Source organism: Arthrobacter sp. MDT1-48-3, from assembly GCF_054511015.1.
This window is the reverse complement of record NZ_JBTNDL010000004.1, coordinates 58,337-75,598: the sequence shown is the minus strand read 5'-3', so window position 1 is coordinate 75,598 and position 17,262 is coordinate 58,337. Positions and strand designations below refer to the sequence as shown.

The window sequence follows — 17,262 nt, the reverse complement described above, 5'->3', positions numbered from 1 at the left end:
ATTCCTACAAGAAATCGCCGTCCTCGGCACCATGGAAAGGCCTCATCGTGATCAACGTATCGAACCTGGAGCTGCGGGCCGGCGCCCGCCTGCTCATGGACGAGGTGTCCTTCCGCGTGGACAAGGGCGACAAGATCGGCCTCGTCGGACGCAACGGCGCCGGCAAGACGACACTCACGAAGGTCCTGGCGGGGGAGTCGCTCCCTGCCGGCGGCACGGTGACCCGCTCGGGCGAGATCGGCTACCTCCCGCAGGACCCCCGCACGCCGAACATGGAGCAGCTGGCCCGGGACCGGATCCTCTCGGCCCGGAACCTCGACGCCGTGGTCGGGGAACTGCGCCAGGCCCACGAGGACATGGCGAGCGAGAAGACCTCCGTGCGGAACAAGGCGATGGCCCGCTACGACCGCATCGAGGCCGCCTTCCTCGCCGGCGGAGGCTACGCGGCCGAGGCGGAGGCGGCGTCCATCTCCTCGAACCTGGCCCTGCCCGAGCGCATCCTCAACCAGCCGCTGAAGACCCTCTCCGGCGGTCAGCGCCGGCGTGTGGAGCTGGCCCGCATCCTCTTCTCGGGCGCGGAGACGATGCTCCTCGACGAGCCCACCAACCACCTCGACGCCGACTCCATCGCCTGGCTGCGTGACTTCCTCAAGAACCACCAGGGCGGCCTGATCGTGATCAGCCACGACGTCGAACTCCTCGAGGCGACCGTGAACAAGGTCTTCCAGCTGGACGCCAACCGCGCGACCATCGACGTCTACAACATGGGCTGGAAGCGGTACCAGCTCCAGCGCGAGACGGACGAGCGCGCCCGCAAGCGTGAGCGCGCCAATGCCGAGAAGAAGGCCCAGGTCCTCATGGACCAGGCCAACAAGATGCGGGCGAAGGCCTCGAAGGCCGTCGCTGCCCAGAACATGGCCAAGCGCGCCGAACGCCTGCTCGGCGGCCTCGATGCCGTGCGCGCCTCCGACCGCGTGGCGGCGCTCCGCTTCCCGGAACCGTCTCCGTGTGGCAAGACGCCCATGACGGCCGAGGGCCTCAGCAAGTCCTACGGATCGCTGGAGATCTTCACCGACGTCGACCTCGCGATCGACCGCGGGTCGAAGGTGGTGATCCTCGGTCTCAACGGAGCCGGGAAGACCACGCTGCTGCGCATGCTCGCCGGCGTGGACAAGCCCGATACCGGGCAGGTCATCGCGGGCCACGGCCTCAAGGTGGGCTACTACGCCCAGGAACACGAGACGCTGGACACGCAGCGCACCGTGCTGGAGAACATGAAGTCCTCCGCACCGGACATGCAGGACGCCGAGGTGCGCGGGATCCTGGGGTCCTTCCTGTTCTCGGGCGACGACGTCGACAAGCCCGCCGGTGTGCTGTCCGGTGGCGAGAAGACTCGCCTGGCCCTGGCGACCATCGTCGCGTCCTCGGCGAACGTCCTGCTGCTCGACGAGCCCACCAACAACTTGGACCCGGCGAGCCGGGCCGAGATCCTCGGTGCCCTGAAGAACTACAGCGGCGCCGTGGTGATGGTGAGCCACGACGAGGGAGCCGTCGACGCGCTCGACCCCGAGCGCGTGGTCCTGCTGCCGGACGGCGTCGAGGACCTCTGGAACCAGGACTACCTGGAGCTCGTCACCCTCGCCTAGCCTCCGCCGGCACCACCGGGGCCGGCGGAGCCTGCACGGGTATCACCGGAGCGCAGCCGCTAGGGTGGTGGCGTGGATCTCGACCGGCTCCGGAGCTCGTGCCTGTCCTTCCCCGGCGCCTACGAGGACTATCCGTTCGGCCCGGAGGTGGCGGTGTTCCGGGTGCGCGTGCCGACCGCGCCCCCGCGTCCGGGGAAGATCTTCGCGCTGGTCCCCGTCGACCGTGCGCCGTCGTCCATCTCCCTCAAGTGCGACCCGGCGCTGGCCGTCCAGCTTCGCGCAGCTCACCCCGAGATCACCGGCGCCTGGCACCTCGACAAGAAGCACTGGAACGGCGTGCGCCTCGACGGCGACCTCCCCGCCGGGACGGTGCGGGACATGATCGAGGACTCCTACGACCTCGTCGTCGCCTCGCTGCCCGCCGCCGCGCGGGCCGCACTCGGCTGGGCCCCTGGGGCACCGGAAGGGTCCTGATCCGCGCAGGACCTAGCGGATGCCCTGCGCGTCGAGGATCGCGTCCTCTTCCTCCTCCGACGACGGACGTCGACGCCGGCGGACCGGCTGCTCGGGGAGGGTGCCGTCCTGCTCCGCGTCGCTCCGGCGTTGCTGGCGCGCCGCGTAGCCGAGGCCGACGAAGGCCAGGACCCCGAAGGCGAACCACTGCAGGGAGTAGGACAGGTGCGGCCCCTCGTCGATCGAGGGCTTGGGCGCTGCGAGCGGTGTCTGCGACGCTGCCGGGCGCTCGAGCGCCAGGAGCCCGTAGGCGGCGTCCTGCACCGGGTAGTCGAGCCGGTCGGCGAGCGCGGGGAGATCGATCGACGCGACCTGGCCCTCGGGGGCGCCGCGGTTGACGGCAGGCTCTCCCGGCTTGGTCCTGGCGGTGACCTCCACCTGCCCGGCCGGGGGCTCGGGGACCTCGTCGGGGCGCCCGGCCTCGGCATTGCCGATGGGCAGCCAGCCCCGGTCGATGATCACGGCCGTGCCGTCGTCGAGCCTGAGCGGGGTCAGCACCTCGTACCCCGGCTGCCCGTTCATCGGGCGGTTGCGGACCACCACCTGGTTCGCGACGTCGTAGGTCCCCACGAACGTCACCGGAGACCACTCACGGGAGGGGTCGTAGTCGTCGAAGCCGTTCTCCCCGGGCACGTAGCGTTCCGGGGCGGCGTCGTAGTTCGCCACGATGCGCTGGATGTCCTCCACGACGGCCTCGCGGCGGTCGAGTTGCCAGCGACCCAGGGCCACGCAGCCGGCGGCCAGCACCACGACCATGGCGAGCCAGCCGAGCCATCGGGCGGAGAAGAGGAAGCGGTACACCTAGCGGGTCTCCAACGGTCGATCGGCGGTGAGGGGAAGCGTCTGCCTCCAAAGACCGCGGTCCCGGAGGTACTCCTCGAACCACGCGACGTGGTCCGGGCACGATGCCCAGGCCTTCCGGCGTTCGGGGGTGTGGATACGCGGGTTGTTCCAGAGCAGCTGCCACTCGGCCCCGTTCCGGCAGCCCTTGCGCGAGCAGACCGGCCCGTCGCCCGCTGCGGGCGCAGGGGGTGAGAACAGCCCGAGGCCCGCGGTCGAGGTGCCGACCGCGGGCCGAAGGCCGGAGGGGAGATCAGGCATCGCCACCGGGCCTGCTGTTGCCGGCGGCAGAGGACCCGTGCGCCGCGGGGTGGGCGGTGTCGTCGAGGATCTCGCCGCTCAGGACGTCGTCGCCGTCGTCCGGATCGCTGTCGACCACCTTCGCCTCGAGCTCCCGCACCGGAGCGCGGTCGATCAGTGCGTCGCTGTGCCGGATGTTGCTGGTGTCGCTGCCGCCGTTCGCCACGATCACGGCGAAGTAGGGCAGGAAGACCGCTCCGGCGATCATCACCCACTGCAGCCACACGTAGGGGACGACGAAGATCAGGACGAAGCAGACGAGGCGGATGCTCATCGAGACCGTGTACCTGATCATTCGTGTACGCATTTCCTCGCTGTGTGATTCACGAGCGTCGGAGATGCTGTGGACGTCTGTGTCGTGCTTCGTTTGTTTACTCATCACACTCCAAAAAGACTCCCTCCATTGTCTCACTCGGGCTCCCGTTCCCGAAGTTGAGGGATGCGCCGCTAGGATCGTCGGGATAGTTTGACGGAAGAGCCGCGGAACGGGCCCGGAGGGGCTGGGACGCCCCGCCGGATCGCAGCGCGATCCCCGATACAGAACAACGCGGGTCCCTTCCGGTCCCGCAGACAGAGGAGTTTCCCCTTGGCATCTGGTGCAGACAGCACGACGACGACAACCGGTCGCAGCGTCCTCATAACCGGAGGAAACCGGGGTATCGGCCTCGCCATCGCCAAGGTATTCGTAGCCAACGGCGATAAGGTTGCCATCACCTACCGAAGTGGCGAGATCCCCGACGGGATGCTGGGCGTCCGGGCCGATGTCACGAGCGAGGAGCAGATCGACGCGGCCTTCACCCAGGTCGAGGCGGAGCACGGGCCGGTGGAGGTCCTCGTGGCGAATGCCGGTATCACCCGGGACACCCTCCTGCTCCGGATGAGCGAGAGCGACTTCACCGACGTCATCGACACGAACCTCACCGGTGCGTTCCGGGTGGTCCGGCGCGCCTCGCGCGGCATGATCCGCCTGCGGCGCGGCCGCGTCATCCTCATCTCCAGCGTCACGGGCCTCTACGGCGCCCCCGGCCAGATCAACTACTCGGCGTCGAAGGCGGGACTCGTTGGCATCGCGCGCTCCCTGACCCGCGAGCTGGGCTCGCGGGGGATCACGGCGAACGTCGTCGCTCCCGGCTTCATCGACACCGACATGACCGCTGAACTGCCCGAGGAGACCCGGAAGAGCTACCTGGCCACCATCCCCGCCGGGCGCTTCGCATCCCCGGACGAGGTCGCCGGCGTCGTGTCCTGGCTGGCCGGCGACTCCGCAGGCTACATCTCCGGTGCGGTCATCCCTGTGGACGGCGGCCTCGGCATGGGTCACTGACCCGCACACGACACCTGCAGCACCCCAGCATGATCCCAGCGGCATCCCGGCAGCACCCAGAATTCCAGTAGAAGGAGCACCATGGCCACCCTCGAGGGCACCACAGCAATCGTCACCGGATCCTCCCGCGGCATCGGCGCCGACGTCGCGCAGCAGCTCGCCGCGCAGGGCGCGGCCGTCGTCGTCAACTACCGCCAGAAGGCGCCGCGCGCCACCAAGGTCGTCGCGGCGATCGAGGCGGCCGGCGGCAGGGCCGTCGCCGTGGGAGCGGACCTGACCACGCCGGAGGGACCGGCCGCGCTGGTCGACGCCGCCGTCTCCACCTTCGGGGGACTCGACCTGCTGGTGCTCAACGCCTCCGGCGGCATGGAGACGAACATGGGGGAGGACTACGCGCTCAAGCTCAACCGCGACGCGCAGGTCGGCATGCTGACGGCAGCCGTCGAGGTCATGCCGGAGGGGTCGCGCGTGGTCTTCATCACGAGCCACCAGGCGCACTTCATCGAGAAGGTCGCCACCATGGACGCCTACGAACCGGTGGCCCGCAGCAAGCGGGCGGGCGAGGATGCGCTGCGCGCCCTGATCCCGCAGCTCGACGAGAAGGGCATCTCCCTGGTGGTCGTGTCCGGCGACATGATCGAGGGCACGGTCACCGCGACCCTGCTCGACCGGGCCACCCCGGGTGCCATCGAGGCACGCCGGCAGGAGGCCGGGCGCCTGTACTCGGTGGCCGAGTTCGCCACCGAGATCGTCCGGATGGCGACGGCCGACGTGCCGAGCGGCCACACGGAGTACGTGGGCGGCGCCGAGGACTTCCTCGCGAAGAGCTGACCTACACGCCTGCCAGGTGGCGGACGACGTCCAGGTCCGGCAGGTCCAGGGCGGCGTCCGCCACCGCGCGGACGGCCGGCTTCGCGTTGAACGCGACACCCAGGCCCGCCGCCGCCAGCATGTCGAGGTCGTTCGCGCCGTCGCCCACCGCCACGGTGGCGGCGATCGGGATCCCGGCGTGCTCCGCCTCGGCACGGAGGGTGCGCTCCTTCTCCCGGCGGTCGACCACCGCACCGGCGACGCGCCCGGTCAGGATGCCACCGACGACCTCGAGGTCGTTCGCCTTCGCGAAGGACAGCCGGAGGCGGTCGGCCAGGGGTGCGAGGACCTGCGAGAAACCCCCCGACACGACACCGACGCGGTGACCGGCCCCGAGATACGCCTCCACGAGCCGCTCGGCGCCGTCGCTCAGTTCGATGCGGGCCACCACCTCCTCGATGACCGTCGCCGGCAGTCCCTCCAGCGCGCGCACGCGGTGATGGAGTGACTGGGCGAAGTCGAGTTCGCCCCGCATCGCGGCCTCCGTCACGGCAGCCACCTCCGCCTCGCGGCCGGCGTGCGCCGCGAGCAGTTCGATGACCTCCTGCTTGATGAGCGTGGAGTCGACGTCCATGATCAGCAGCTTCGGTCCCGGCCCGTACACCGCGGCCGGGACATACGCGGCGCCGATGCCGGTCGTCGAGGTCCACGCGGCGAGGGCGGCGCGCACCGGTGCCGCTGCGGCCGGGAGCACGACCTCCAGCGTCAGGACGTCGTACGACGACGTTCCCGCGGAGGACGCCTCCGTCACGTCGACGCCGAGGGCTTCAAGGATTCCCGTCAGGTCACGGCGGTGGCCGTCCTCGAGCGTCGCTGCGTAGGCGACCACCCTGGCGTTGTCCGGCATGTGTCCGCTCCTGTCCGTGCCGCTGCCGCGGCGTCGTCGAATACTTGTCCCGAGGCCGTGAGGTCTCACGGTGAAGGCGTCGTCCCTGTGGGCGGTCCGTGCGCCACGCGAGCGGAGCCGGGGACCCGCCGGGCGGGCGCCCCGGGCCGGAGGCTCTCCGGTTTCGCCACGGGGCCGGTCCTTAGCCTAGTGTCTAGGACCATGAGGAACGTTCTGGAACTGGCGGGAGTGAGCCTCGTCAGGGGCGGCAAGACCCTTCTCGATGACATCGACTGGCAGGTCGGCGAGGGGGAGCGCTGGGTGGTCATGGGCCCCAACGGAGCGGGCAAGACCACCCTGCTGCAGCTCGCCGGCGCACGCCTGCACCCCACCCGCGGCGTGGTCGGCATCCTCGACGAGGTGATGGGCGCGGTGGACGTCTTCGAGCTCCGCCCGCGCATAGGGCTCGCCTCCGCGGCCCTGGCGACCCAGGTCCCGGAGCACGAGACGGTCCTGAACGTCGTCGTCACGGCCTCCTACGGCGTCACCGGCCGGTGGCGCGAGCAGTACGAGCGCCTCGACGAGCGACGCGCGTTCCGCCTGCTCCACACCTGGGGCATGTCCCGTTTCATGAATCGCCCGTTCGGCTCCCTGAGCGAGGGCGAGCGCAAGCGTGTCCAGATCGCGCGGGCCCTCATGGCGGACCCCGAACTGCTGCTCCTCGACGAACCGGCCGCCGGTCTCGACCTCGCGGGCCGCGAGGACCTGGTGCAGCGCCTCACCGAGCTCGCCCGGGACGAGGAAGCGCCGGCCATGGTGCTCGTCACGCACCACCTCGAGGAGGTGCCCCCCGGCTTCACGCACGCGCTGCTCCTCCGCGACGGCAGCATCGTCGCCGCCGGGCCCGTCGCAGGCGTCCTGACCGAGGAGAACCTCAGCGAAGCGTTCGACGTCGCTCTCAAGGTCACCGAGGAGAACGGCCGCTACAGCGCGGTCGCCCGGGCGTGACCCCGCCGGCAGCCGGCCCCGCGTCCGGTACGCGCACCTGATGGCGCTCGTCCAGCTCGAGACCGTCGACGACCCCCGACTCTCGGACTACCGGAACCTCACGGATGTCCAGCTCCGCCTCGCGAAGGAGCCGGCCGAGGGCCTCTACATCGCCGAGAGCTCGAAGGTGCTGCGCCGCGCCATCGACGCCGGCCATGCCCCGCGGTCCTTCCTCCTGGCCCCGAAATGGCTGCCGGACCTCGCCGACGTCCTCGCGCGCTTCCCGTCCGTCCCGGCGTTCGTGGCGCCCGAGGCGACGCTCGAGGCCATCACCGGGTTCCACCTCCACCGCGGCGCCCTGGCCGCTGTGCACCGCCCGGCGCCCCTCCCGCTCGCCGACGTCCTCGCCTCAGCGCGGCGCGTCGCCGTGATCGAGGACATGGTGGACCACACGAACCTCGGGGCCGTCTTCCGCTCCGCGGCGGCCCTCGGCATCGATGCCGTGCTGCTGAGCCCCCGCAGCGCCGACCCGCTGTACCGGCGGTCCGTGCGCGTCAGCATGGGCAGCGTCTTCCAGGTGCCCTGGGTGCGACTCCGCACCTGGCCGGACGACCTCGCCACCGTCCGCAGGGCGGGCTTCACCGTCGCCGCCCTGGCCCTGGTGCCCGGCGCACGGGAGCTCGGCGACTTCCCGGCCCGGGAGCAGGAGCGACTCGCCCTCATGCTGGGCACCGAGGGGGAGGGCCTGAGCTCCGGCGCCCTCGCCGAGGCCGACGTCGCGCTGACCATCCCCATGCACGGCGGGGTGGACTCCCTCAATGTCGCCGCGGCAGCCGCCGTCGCCTTCTGGGAGTGCCGGTACGACGACGGCGCGCGCTCCGCGCTTTAGCGTCGACGCCCCACCTGCGCTAGTATGGACAGCTGGCACTGTCGCCAACCTTTCAATTTCCCGTGCCTGGCAAAATCCAGGCAACCAGAGAAGGTAGTCCCGTGAAGTCTGATATCCACCCCAAGTACCAGTCGGTCGTGTTCCGCGACCTGGCCTCCGACAAGGCGTTCCTGACCAAGTCGACGGTCGGCTCGCCCAAGACCATCGAGTGGGAAGACGGCAACACCTACCCCCTCATCGAGGTCGAGATCTCCTCGGAGTCGCACCCGTTCTACACCGGCAAGCAGCGCATCATGGACTCCGCCGGCCGCGTCGAGCGCTTCAACGCCCGCTTCAAGGGCTTCGGCGGCAAGAAGTAGCCCAGCTCCACGCGAGCACCGGACAGACGGCCCCGTGCCCACCGTCCGCCAGGAAGAGCCACGCCGGTCCGGCGTGGCTCTTCCCGCTTAACGCCGGACCCGCACCGCGCTCCGCCACCACACTCCGCCACCACACTCCGGTGTCGGACCCATCCCCGCATCCCATCAGCACGGAGCCCGGCACCGGGCCCTACCGGAAGGCACTGCCATGGCTCACGCTCCGGACACCGACCGCCTGCACGGCGAGTACAAGACGCCCGGCGGCAAGCTCACGGCCGTGGACCTCGATGTGCGCGACGGACGCCTCGCCCACGTCTCGGTCAACGGCGACTTCTTCCTCGAACCGGACGAAGCCCTCCTGGACATCAACGCGGCCCTCGAGGGCCTGCCCGCCGACACCGCGCCGGGAGAACTCGCCGCCGCCATCACCACACGGCTCGATCCCACCGCCGTCCTGTTCGGCTTCTCGGCGGAGGCCGTCGCCACCGCGGTGCGCCGTGCACTGGGCCGGGCCACGGGCTTCGCGGACCACCAGTGGGAGATCATCCCGCCCACACCGCTGTCCACCGCGATGCACGTCGCCATGGACGAGGTGCTGACCCGTGACGTCGGTGCGGGTGCCCGCAACCCGGTCCTGCGGTTCTGGGAATGGCAGTCGCCGTCGGTCGTGATCGGGAGCTTCCAGTCCATGCGCAACGAGGTGGACCCGGAGGGCGCCGCCCGGCACGGTGTGACCGTGGTCCGCAGGATCAGCGGCGGCGGCGCCATGTTCATGGAGCACGGGAACGCCATCACGTACTCGCTCTACGTCCCGCAGTCCCTCGTGGACGGCATGAGCTTCGCGGACTCGTATCCCTTCCTCGACGCCTGGGTCATGGAGGCGCTGGAGGAGCTCGGGATCCGGGCCTGGTACCAGCCCCTCAACGACATCGCCACGGACATCGGGAAGATCGGCGGCGCGGCCCAGAAGCGGCTGGCGAACGGCGGCATGCTGCACCACGTGACCATGAGCTACGACATCGATGCCGACAAGATGCTCGAGGTCCTCCGCATCGGCAAGGAGAAGATGTCCGACAAGGGCACGAAGAGCGCCAAGAAGCGCGTGGACCCGCTGCGACGCCAGACCGGCATGTCCCGGGAGCAGATCATCGACGTGATGATGTCCACCTTCCGCCGCCGCTACGGTGCGGTGGACACGACCCTGTCCGACGACGAACTGCGGCGCGCCGAGGAGTTGGTGGAGCACAAGTTCGGCACCGGGGAGTGGCTCTACCGCGTGCCCTGAACCTGTGCGCGGAGGGCGCGCAGCAGATGGTCCCGCTCCTCGACGACGATGCGCCGCAGGGCGGCGGGCGCATCCGCGTTGGCCGTGAGCCACTCGTCCGTCCTCCGCACGATCGGGTGGGACTCCGGTGCACCCGAGGCATCCTGACGGCCCGGGTACAGCCCCCGGACGATCCTGCTCGCCATCTCGATGCCGCGCTCGGACCAGACGCGGCGCAGCGCCTCGAAGTAGGGCTCCTCGTAGCTCGCCAGGAGTTCGTGCGGGCCGAGCAGGAAGCCCTCGATCGCGGCGCTGAGCAACTCGTTGGACAGCCGCTCACCCTGCACGGCCTCCGTCCACGTCGCCTTCTTGATGGCTGCGTCCGGTATCGCAGCGGAGGCCAGCGTGAATCCGACCCTGCCCGCCGCGGTCGGGTCGGCCGCGCGCTCGGCCTCCAGCTCGCCCGGCCGTACGCGCTGCTGCGCGGCGAGCCCCTGCAGGAAGAGCCAGCGCACCTCGGCGTCGAGGGGCAACCCCGGGATCCGTTCATCGCCGTCGAGGACGGAGCGCACCACGTCGGCCGCCCGGGGAACGGTGCGGGCGGCGGTGGCGAGTGCACGGCCCCAGGCGAGCTGCAGGTCCGACCCCGCCCCGGCGCTCCGCAGCCCGTCCACCAGGAAGCGGCACATCCGGTCCCGGAGACCGTCCCGCTGGTCGGCGGGAGCGAACCGTTCGACCGCCGTGCGCACATTGGCCAGCAGGACCTGTAGGACGCCCACCCCCGTCTCGGCCGGTGCGGCGAGCAGGACGGCGTCGAGGTAGGAGCCCACCGGCAGGAGCGCATCCCTGGTGCTCGACCAGAGCGCGGTCAGGCAGGTGGCGCGTGCGAGGGGATCCTGCAGGCGGTCGATCGAGGACAGCAGGGTGGCGAGCGACCGCTCGTCGAAGGAGAGCTTCGCGTAGGTGAGGTCGTCGTCGTTGACCAGCAGGAGATCGGGCTGCGCTGCGCCGGCGAGCGCGGGCACCGGCGTCCGCCCGCCCTCGACCGTCACCGCCTCGGTTCCCGTCCGGACCAGGCGTCCCTCCGTGTCGAAGGAGTACAGGCCGAGCCGGATGCGGTGGGGCCGGGGCTCGTCCCGGCCCGTGACGGGGTCCAGGGCCTCCTGCACGATCGTCACCCCGGAGAGGACACCGTTCGTGGCGGAGACCTCCGCCCGGAGGGACGGCACGCCGGAGGTCTGCAACCAGGACCGCGACCAGGACCCGAGGTCCTGTCCCGTCGCGTCGGCCAGCACGTCAAGGAGGTCGGTGAGGGTCGTGTTCCCGTACTCGTGCTTCCGGAAGTACTGCCGCGCCGCCTCGGTAAAGGCGTCCCGGCCGACGAAGGCGACGAGCTGTTTCAGCACCGAAGCGCCCTTGGCATACGTGATGCCGTCGAAGTTCTGCTTCGCGGCCTCCAGGTCGGGGATGTCCGCGACGATCGGGTGCGTCGTCGGGAGCTGGTCCTGGACGTAGGCCCACGCCTTCCGGCGGTTGGCGAAACTCACCCACGACGTGCTCCACCGCGTGGCCTCGGCCACGCCGAGAGCTCCCATGTAGTCGGCGAAGGACTCCTTGAGCCAGAGGTCGTCCCACCAGGACATGGTCACGAGGTCGCCGAACCACATGTGCGCCATCTCGTGCAGGATCGTGTTCGCGCGCGCCTCGCGCTGCGCCTCGGTGGCGGCCGACCGGAAGACGTAGTTCTCCGTGAACGTCACGAGTCCGGGGTTCTCCATGGCCCCGAGGTTGTACTCCGGTACGAAGGCCTGGTCGTACTTGCCGAAGGGGTACGGGTAGTCGAACAGCTCGTGGAAGAAGTCGAGGCCGCGCCGCGTCGTGTCGAGGATCTCCGGGGCGTCGAACGAGGGCGCCAGCGACCGGCGGCAGTACAGGGCGAGCGGCACCTCCAGGCCTTCACCCGCGGTCCCCGGTGTGCCCGTCCAGGAGCCGGTCTCCCGGTGGTAGGGGCCGGCCAGGATCGTGGTGATGTACGTCGAGATCCGCCGCGTCGGCTCGAAGGTCCAGTGCACGGTGCCGGTGCCGTCGTCGGACGGCAGGGCGTTCGCCTGTGCGCCGTTCGAGGCCACCGTCCACCCCGCCGGTGCCAGGACGCTGAACGTGAAGGACGCCTTGAGGTCGGGCTGCTCGAAGTTCGCGAAGACGCGGCGTGCGTCCGCCGGCTCGTACTGCGTGTAGAGGTAGGTCTCGCCGTCCACCGGGTCCACGAACCGGTGGAGTCCCTCGCCGCTCGTGCTGTAGGCGGCCAGCCCCTCGACCGTCACCGTATTGTGCGCTGCCAGATCGTCGAGCCTCACACGGGCGCCGTCGCCGGCCACTGCCGGATCCAGGGCGCGTCCGTTCAGTTCCACGGAGGTGACCTCCCCGATGAAGTCGAGGAAGGTGGAGCTGCCCGGCTCCCGGCAGGTGAAGGAGACGGTGGTGGTGCTCCGGTACGTCCCCCTGGCGGGGTCCCTGGCATCCGAGAGGTCCAGTTCGACTGTGTAGCGCTCCGTCTGCAGCAGTGCCGAACGGGCAGCTGCCTCGTCCCGGCGCAGGTTCTCGTTCTTCATCCGGCCATTCAACCATGCACCCCCTCCGCTTCGTTTCGGGCGTGTTAACCGTGCGTGTACCGGCGTGTGCCGCGGTGTACCGGCGCGGGATCCATGGCACTGTTGACCCATGTCCGAGCTCTTTGCTGACTACGCAGCCGCCGCCCGCAAGACGCCCGCCTTCGACGAGATGTTCGATCCCGGGCAGTTCCCGCGCACCGAGTACGGCCAGGTCGCCGCGGCGCTCGACGAGCTGAACCTCGCCGACGTGACGGCGCGCGCCGACTCGATGGCGCGCACCTTCCTGGACCGCGGCGTCACGTTCGACTTCGCGGGCGAGGAGAGGCCCTTCCCGCTCGACATCGTGCCGCGCGTGATCGCCGGCAGCGACTGGGACGTGCTCGAACGCGGCGTGGCGCAGCGCGTGCGGGCGCTCGAGGCGTTCCTGAGCGACGTCTACGACAAGATGGCCGTGGTGTCCGACGGCGTGATCCCGCGGCGCCTGATCACCTCCAGCGCCCACTTCCACCGGGAGGTCGCCGGGTTCGCGCCGGCCGGCGGCGTGCGCGTCCACATCTCCGGGATCGACGTCGTGCGCGACCAGCAGGGCACCTTCCGCGTCCTCGAGGACAACGTGCGTGTGCCGAGCGGCGTCAGCTACGTCCTGGAGAACAGGCGGGCGATGGCGAAGGGCCTCCCCGAGGCGTTCGGGCAGCAGCACATCCGCCCGGTCGAGGAGTACCCGCGGCGGCTCCTCGCCGCCCTGCGCAAGACCGCGCCGCCGGGCGTCGAGGACCCCACCGTCGTCGTGCTGACCCCCGGAGTCTTCAACTCCGCCTATTTCGAGCACACCCTGCTGGCCGGCCTGATGGGCGTGGAGCTCGTGGAGGGACGCGACCTCATCTGCCGCGGCAACCGCGTGTACATGCGGACGACGGCGGGGGAGCAGCGCGTGGACGTCATCTACAAGCGCATCGACGACGAGTTCCTCGACCCCCTGCAGTTCCGGGCCGACTCGGTGCTCGGGTGTCCCGGGATCGTCAACGCAGCACGTGCCGGCATGGTCACGATCGCGAACGCCGTGGGCAACGGCGTCGCCGACGACAAGCTCGTGTACACCTACGTGCCCGATCTCATCCGGTACTACCTGGGCGAGGAGCCCATCATCGCCAACGTGGACACGTACCGGCTCGAGGAGCCCGACGCGCGCGAGGAGGTGCTCGACCGGCTGGACGAACTCGTCGTCAAGCCCGTGGACGGTTCCGGCGGCAAGGGCCTCGTGATCGGACCCGACGCCACCCGGGCCGAGCTCGATGTCCTCCGCGCGAAGGTCCTCGAGGATCCGCGCGGCTGGATCGCGCAGCCGGTCCTCCAGCTCTCCACCGTGCCCACGATGTCCGGCGGGCAGTTCAGCCCCCGCCACGTGGACCTGCGGCCCTTCGCCGTCAACGACGGCGAGGAGGTGTGGGTGCTGCCCGGCGGGCTGACGCGCGTGGCCATGAAGGAGGGCTCGCTCATCGTGAACTCCAGCCAGGGCGGCGGATCCAAGGACACCTGGGTGGTGGACGGCGAGGTGCGCGGCCCGGCAGGCGACGACGGACCTCGGGAGCGCCCGGCGGTGACCGTCCGCGAGCGCACCAGTGTCTGGCCGATCGAGACGAACTGGCAGGACAAGCAGTCGGAGCAGCAGCAGCAGTGACCGCTCCCGCACCCCGCATCCCGCACACGACCCCCCTGGAAGGCAGGCCCCATGCTCAGCCGGATCGCTGAATCCCTCTTCTGGATCGGCCGCTACGTCGAACGGGCGGACGGCACCGCGCGCATCCTGGACGTGCATCTCGAACGGCTCAACCAGATGCCGCTGCCCCAGCAGCGCGAGACCTCGCGCCAGCTGCTCGGCGTGATGGGCAGCCGCCCGGAGCAGGACGACATCGACCTCTCCGACCTGCTGCAGGCGCTTGCGTACGACCGGACGAGCGCCACCTCCATCGCCGGTGCCCTCGGAGCCGCCCGGGAGAACGCCCGCCGCGCCCGTGAGACCGTCTCCAGCAGCGTGTGGGAGAGCCTCAACACCACGTGGTACGGGCTCACGCAGCACCGCAAGGACGTCGTGGGCACCTACCGCTTCTGCCACTGGGTGGTGGAGCGTACCGCGATGGTCCGCGGCCTCTCCGACACCACGATGAGCCACGACGAGTCCTGGCAGTTCCTCGTCCTCGGGCGCAGCCTGGAGCGGGCGGACATGACGGCCCGGATGCTCTCCACGCACGACGTCCACGCGGCCGGCCTCTCCTGGGTCAACATGCTGCGCTGCGCCGGCGCCTACGAGTCGTTCCTGCGGACGCGCCGGGCGTCCTTCGGCGACCAGCAGGCCGCCGAGTTCCTGCTCCTGGACCGGTTGTTCCCGCGCTCCATCGTCTATGCGCTGAGCGACGCCGAGAAGTGCCTGACCCAGCTGAATCCCGCCTACCAGCGCGTCGGCTTCATCAACGATGCCAGCCGCATCGTGGGACAGGCCCGGACCTTCCTCGAGTTCCACCAGACGCGGGACCTGATGTCCGAGCTGCCCGAGCACATGGAACGCGTCCAGAAGGCCTGCGCGCGGGCCTCCGATGCCGTTTCCCGCACGTACTTTTCCCAGGCCGACGAGTTGTCCTGGGTCGGAGAGGTCTCATGACACGCCTGCTGATCGAACACCGCACCGGCTACGACTACCTGCGCCGGGTCTCGCTGTCCTACAACGAAGCCCGGATGACGCCGCTGACCGATCCGCAGCAGGTGGTCCTCGAGTCCACGCTGAAGGTGAACCCCTCGAGTGCCGCCGTCGCGACCTACCGCGACTACTGGGGGACACGCGTGACCTCGTTCGACGTCCACGTGCCCCACGAGCACCTGGAGGTCACGGCCGTCTCGACCGTGGAGGTCAGCCGGTCCGAGCGCGTCCCGGGCGAGGACGAGATCCTGCCCTGGGAGCACCTCGCGGCGCCGTCCCTCACGGACGATTTCTCCGACTGGCTGAGCCAGACGCCGCTCAGCGAGCCGGGGGAGGAGGTGCGGAAACAGGTCGCAGCCGTGACCGAGGGGTTGAACCCGCATGCGGCCGCCCACGCCGTCTTCGACTGGCTCAGGGCGGAGATGGACTACGTCCAGGGGGCCACCGGCGTGCAGACCAACGCACGCGATGCCTGGGCCGAGCGGAAGGGCGTCTGCCAGGACCTCGCGCACGTGGCCATCGGCGCCCTGCGCAGCCTCGGCATCCCCGCACGGTACATCTCCGGCTACCTCCACCCGCGACGCAGCGCCGGCGTCGGCGAGACGGTGGCGGGTCAGTCGCACGCATGGGTCGAGTGGTACGACGGCGAGTGGCGCGGCTGGGATCCGACCAACAGCGGCCCGGTGAGCGACTTCCACGTCTCCGTGGCCCGCGGCCGCGACTACCGGGACGTCTCGCCGCTCAAGGGCATCCTCTCCGGCGGCGGGGGCTCCACCCTGAACGTGAGGGTCGCGATCACGAGGGTCGCCTAGCCCCGAGACACGGAAAGGCCCCCGGCGCGTGCCGGGGGCCTTTCCGTGCATGCGTCAGGTGGTGGGGTAGGCCGGTGCGACGACCTGGCCCTTGCTGACGATCGTCAGCCCTGAATCCGTGACCGCGAACCCGCGGCTGCGATCCAGTTCGAAGTCCACCCCGATCTGGGCGCCCGGCGGGATGCGGACGTTCTTGTCGATGATGGCGCGCCGGACCACGGCGCCCGCGCCGACGGTGACCTTGTCCAGGAGCACGCAGCCGGTGACCTCGGCGGCCTCGTCGATGAACACATCCGTCGCCAGGATCGACCCCTGCACTGCACCGCCGGAGACGACGACGCCGGCCGACACGATCGAGTCGTGTGCCTCGCCGGACCGGCCCGATGCGCTCCGGACGAACTTCGCCGGAGGCGAGACGCTCTGCCGCGTGTAGATGGGCCATTGCAGGTTGTAGAGGTTGAAGAGCGGCAGGGGCGAGATGAGGTCCATGTTGGCCTCGTAGTACGAGTCCATGGTGCCGACGTCGCGCCAGTACTGGCGGTCCCGGTCGGTGGCGCCCGGGATGTCGTTCGTCGTGAAGTCGTACACCGCGGCGTCGTTGCGCTCCACGAAGTAGGGGATGATGTCCCCGCCCATGTCGTGTTTGGTGTCGAGCCGTGCGGCGTCGTCCTCGAGCGCCTTGACGAGCGCATCAGTGGTGAAGACGTAGTTGCCCATCGACGCGAGGAAGCTGTTCGGATCGTCCGGCAGGCCCGGCGTCGTCGTCGGCTTCTCGACGAACGCCGCGATGCGACCGGGGTCGTGCTGGTCGACCTCGATGACGCCGAACTGGTCCACGAGGTTCATCGGCTGCCGCACGGCCGCGACGCTCACGGAGGCGCCGCTCTTCACATGGGCGTCGACCATCTGCTGGAAGTCCATGCGGTACACGTGGTCCGCGCCGATCACGACGACGATGTCCGGCTGGGCGTCGTGGATGAGGTTCAGGGACTGGTAGATGGCATTGGCGCTGCCGAGGAACCAGCTCTTGCCGCGTCGCTGCTGCGCCGGGACGGACGCGATGTAGTTCTGCAGCTGCGTGGACATCCGCCAGGTCTCGGAGATGTGCCGGTCGAGGCTGTGCGACTTGTACTGCGTCAGCACCACGATCTGGAGGTATCCCGAGTTGACCAGGTTGGACAGCGCGAAGTCTATGAGCCGGTAGCTCCCCGCGAACGGCACGGCGGGCTTGGCCCTGTCCGCCGTCAATGGCATCAGCCGCTTGCCTTCTCCGCCTGCCAACACCACGGCAAGTACTTTCTTCGGTGCCACTATCGACCCCCCGCTCT

17 protein-coding genes are annotated in these 17,262 nt (G+C 70.0%); 11 read left to right on the top strand and 6 right to left on the bottom strand.

The features are described 5' to 3' along the window. Positions 1-47: 47 nt before the first annotated feature. Positions 48-1,646, top strand: a complete 1,599-nt coding sequence (locus ACX80L_RS10305) for an ABC-F family ATP-binding cassette domain-containing protein (RefSeq protein WP_133081896.1) — start codon at positions 48-50, stop codon at positions 1,644-1,646. 72 nt (positions 1,647-1,718) lie between these two features. Continuing rightward, entirely contained in the window at positions 1,719-2,120 is a 402-nt protein-coding gene (locus ACX80L_RS10300; RefSeq protein WP_459267861.1) for an MmcQ/YjbR family DNA-binding protein, read from the top strand. 12 nt (positions 2,121-2,132) lie between these two features. On the opposite strand, the gene ACX80L_RS10295 is transcribed toward ACX80L_RS10300, so the two are convergent. Genes ACX80L_RS10295 through ACX80L_RS10285 form a run of 3 tightly spaced genes read right to left on the bottom strand, consistent with a single transcriptional unit; the run spans position 2,133 to position 3,678 of the window. After that, the gene (locus ACX80L_RS10295; RefSeq protein WP_208741119.1) at positions 2,133-2,960 is read right to left on the bottom strand and encodes an SURF1 family cytochrome oxidase biogenesis protein; all 828 of its coding nucleotides are present in this window, start codon (positions 2,958-2,960) and stop codon (positions 2,133-2,135) included. Further along, entirely contained in the window at positions 2,961-3,260 is a 300-nt protein-coding gene (locus ACX80L_RS10290; protein ID WP_244186227.1) for a hypothetical protein, read from the bottom strand. Continuing rightward, positions 3,253-3,678, bottom strand: coding sequence for a DUF3099 domain-containing protein (locus ACX80L_RS10285; RefSeq protein ID WP_133081899.1), 426 nt, complete (start codon positions 3,676-3,678; stop codon positions 3,253-3,255). Before ACX80L_RS10285 ends, ACX80L_RS10290 begins: the two co-directional genes overlap by 8 nt. Before the next feature lie 207 nt (positions 3,679-3,885). On the opposite strand from ACX80L_RS10285, the gene fabG reads away from it, so the two are divergent. Together fabG and ACX80L_RS10275 are read left to right on the top strand one after the other, a co-directional pair. Continuing rightward, positions 3,886-4,623, top strand: a complete 738-nt coding sequence (gene fabG, locus ACX80L_RS10280; protein WP_459289491.1) for a 3-oxoacyl-ACP reductase FabG — start codon at positions 3,886-3,888, stop codon at positions 4,621-4,623. Positions 4,624-4,704: 81 nt separating this feature from the next. Further along, on the top strand, positions 4,705-5,454 hold the full coding sequence (locus tag ACX80L_RS10275) for an SDR family oxidoreductase (RefSeq protein ID WP_459289490.1): 750 nt from the start codon (positions 4,705-4,707) through the stop codon (positions 5,452-5,454). Between the two features lies 1 nt (position 5,455). Here ACX80L_RS10275 and serB read toward each other — a convergent pair whose 3' ends face one another. Next, positions 5,456-6,340, bottom strand: coding sequence for a phosphoserine phosphatase SerB (gene serB, locus ACX80L_RS10270; RefSeq protein WP_459289488.1), 885 nt, complete (start codon positions 6,338-6,340; stop codon positions 5,456-5,458). 201 nt (positions 6,341-6,541) lie between these two features. Here serB and ACX80L_RS10265 point away from each other — a divergent pair, with 201 nt between their 5' ends. The 4 genes from ACX80L_RS10265 to ACX80L_RS10250 all read left to right on the top strand — a co-directional run bounded on the left by ACX80L_RS10265 (position 6,542) and on the right by ACX80L_RS10250 (position 9,839). Further along, a complete protein-coding gene (locus tag ACX80L_RS10265) occupies positions 6,542-7,327 on the top strand; it encodes an ABC transporter ATP-binding protein (protein ID WP_208741127.1) in 786 nt (261 codons plus the stop codon). Between the two features lie 40 nt (positions 7,328-7,367). After that, positions 7,368-8,195: a TrmH family RNA methyltransferase gene (locus ACX80L_RS10260; protein WP_459289485.1), complete on the top strand. Its 828-nt coding sequence runs from the start codon at positions 7,368-7,370 to the stop codon at positions 8,193-8,195. Positions 8,196-8,296: 101 nt separating this feature from the next. After that, the gene (locus ACX80L_RS10255) at positions 8,297-8,554 is read left to right on the top strand and encodes a type B 50S ribosomal protein L31 (RefSeq protein ID WP_105030659.1); all 258 of its coding nucleotides are present in this window, start codon (positions 8,297-8,299) and stop codon (positions 8,552-8,554) included. A 208-nt stretch (positions 8,555-8,762) separates the two neighbouring features. After that, entirely contained in the window at positions 8,763-9,839 is a 1,077-nt protein-coding gene (locus ACX80L_RS10250; protein ID WP_133081905.1) for a lipoyl protein ligase domain-containing protein, read from the top strand. Here ACX80L_RS10250 and pepN read toward each other — a convergent pair. Then, complete coding sequence (pepN, locus tag ACX80L_RS10245) at positions 9,824-12,430, bottom strand: aminopeptidase N (RefSeq protein WP_459289483.1); 2,607 nt, start codon at positions 12,428-12,430, stop codon at positions 9,824-9,826. The two genes, ACX80L_RS10250 and pepN, sit on opposite strands and share 16 nt — an antisense overlap. Positions 12,431-12,539: 109 nt before the next feature. Here pepN and ACX80L_RS10240 point away from each other — a divergent pair, with 109 nt between their 5' ends. The 3 genes from ACX80L_RS10240 to ACX80L_RS10230 are packed head-to-tail and all read left to right on the top strand — an operon-like array spanning position 12,540 to position 15,934. After that, entirely contained in the window at positions 12,540-14,108 is a 1,569-nt protein-coding gene (locus tag ACX80L_RS10240) for a circularly permuted type 2 ATP-grasp protein (protein WP_133081907.1), read from the top strand. Between the two features lie 51 nt (positions 14,109-14,159). Next, positions 14,160-15,086, top strand: a complete 927-nt coding sequence (locus ACX80L_RS10235) for an alpha-E domain-containing protein (RefSeq protein WP_133081908.1) — start codon at positions 14,160-14,162, stop codon at positions 15,084-15,086. Next, positions 15,083-15,934, top strand: a complete 852-nt coding sequence (locus tag ACX80L_RS10230; protein ID WP_459289481.1) for a transglutaminase family protein — start codon at positions 15,083-15,085, stop codon at positions 15,932-15,934. Before ACX80L_RS10235 ends, ACX80L_RS10230 begins: the two co-directional genes overlap by 4 nt. A 54-nt stretch (positions 15,935-15,988) precedes the next feature. Here the strand turns inward: ACX80L_RS10230 and glgC are convergent, their stop codons facing one another. Continuing rightward, positions 15,989-17,248 (bottom strand): glucose-1-phosphate adenylyltransferase, encoded by a 1,260-nt coding sequence (glgC, locus tag ACX80L_RS10225; protein ID WP_133081972.1) that lies wholly within the window; start codon positions 17,246-17,248, stop codon positions 15,989-15,991. Between the last annotated feature and the right edge of the window lie 14 nt (positions 17,249-17,262).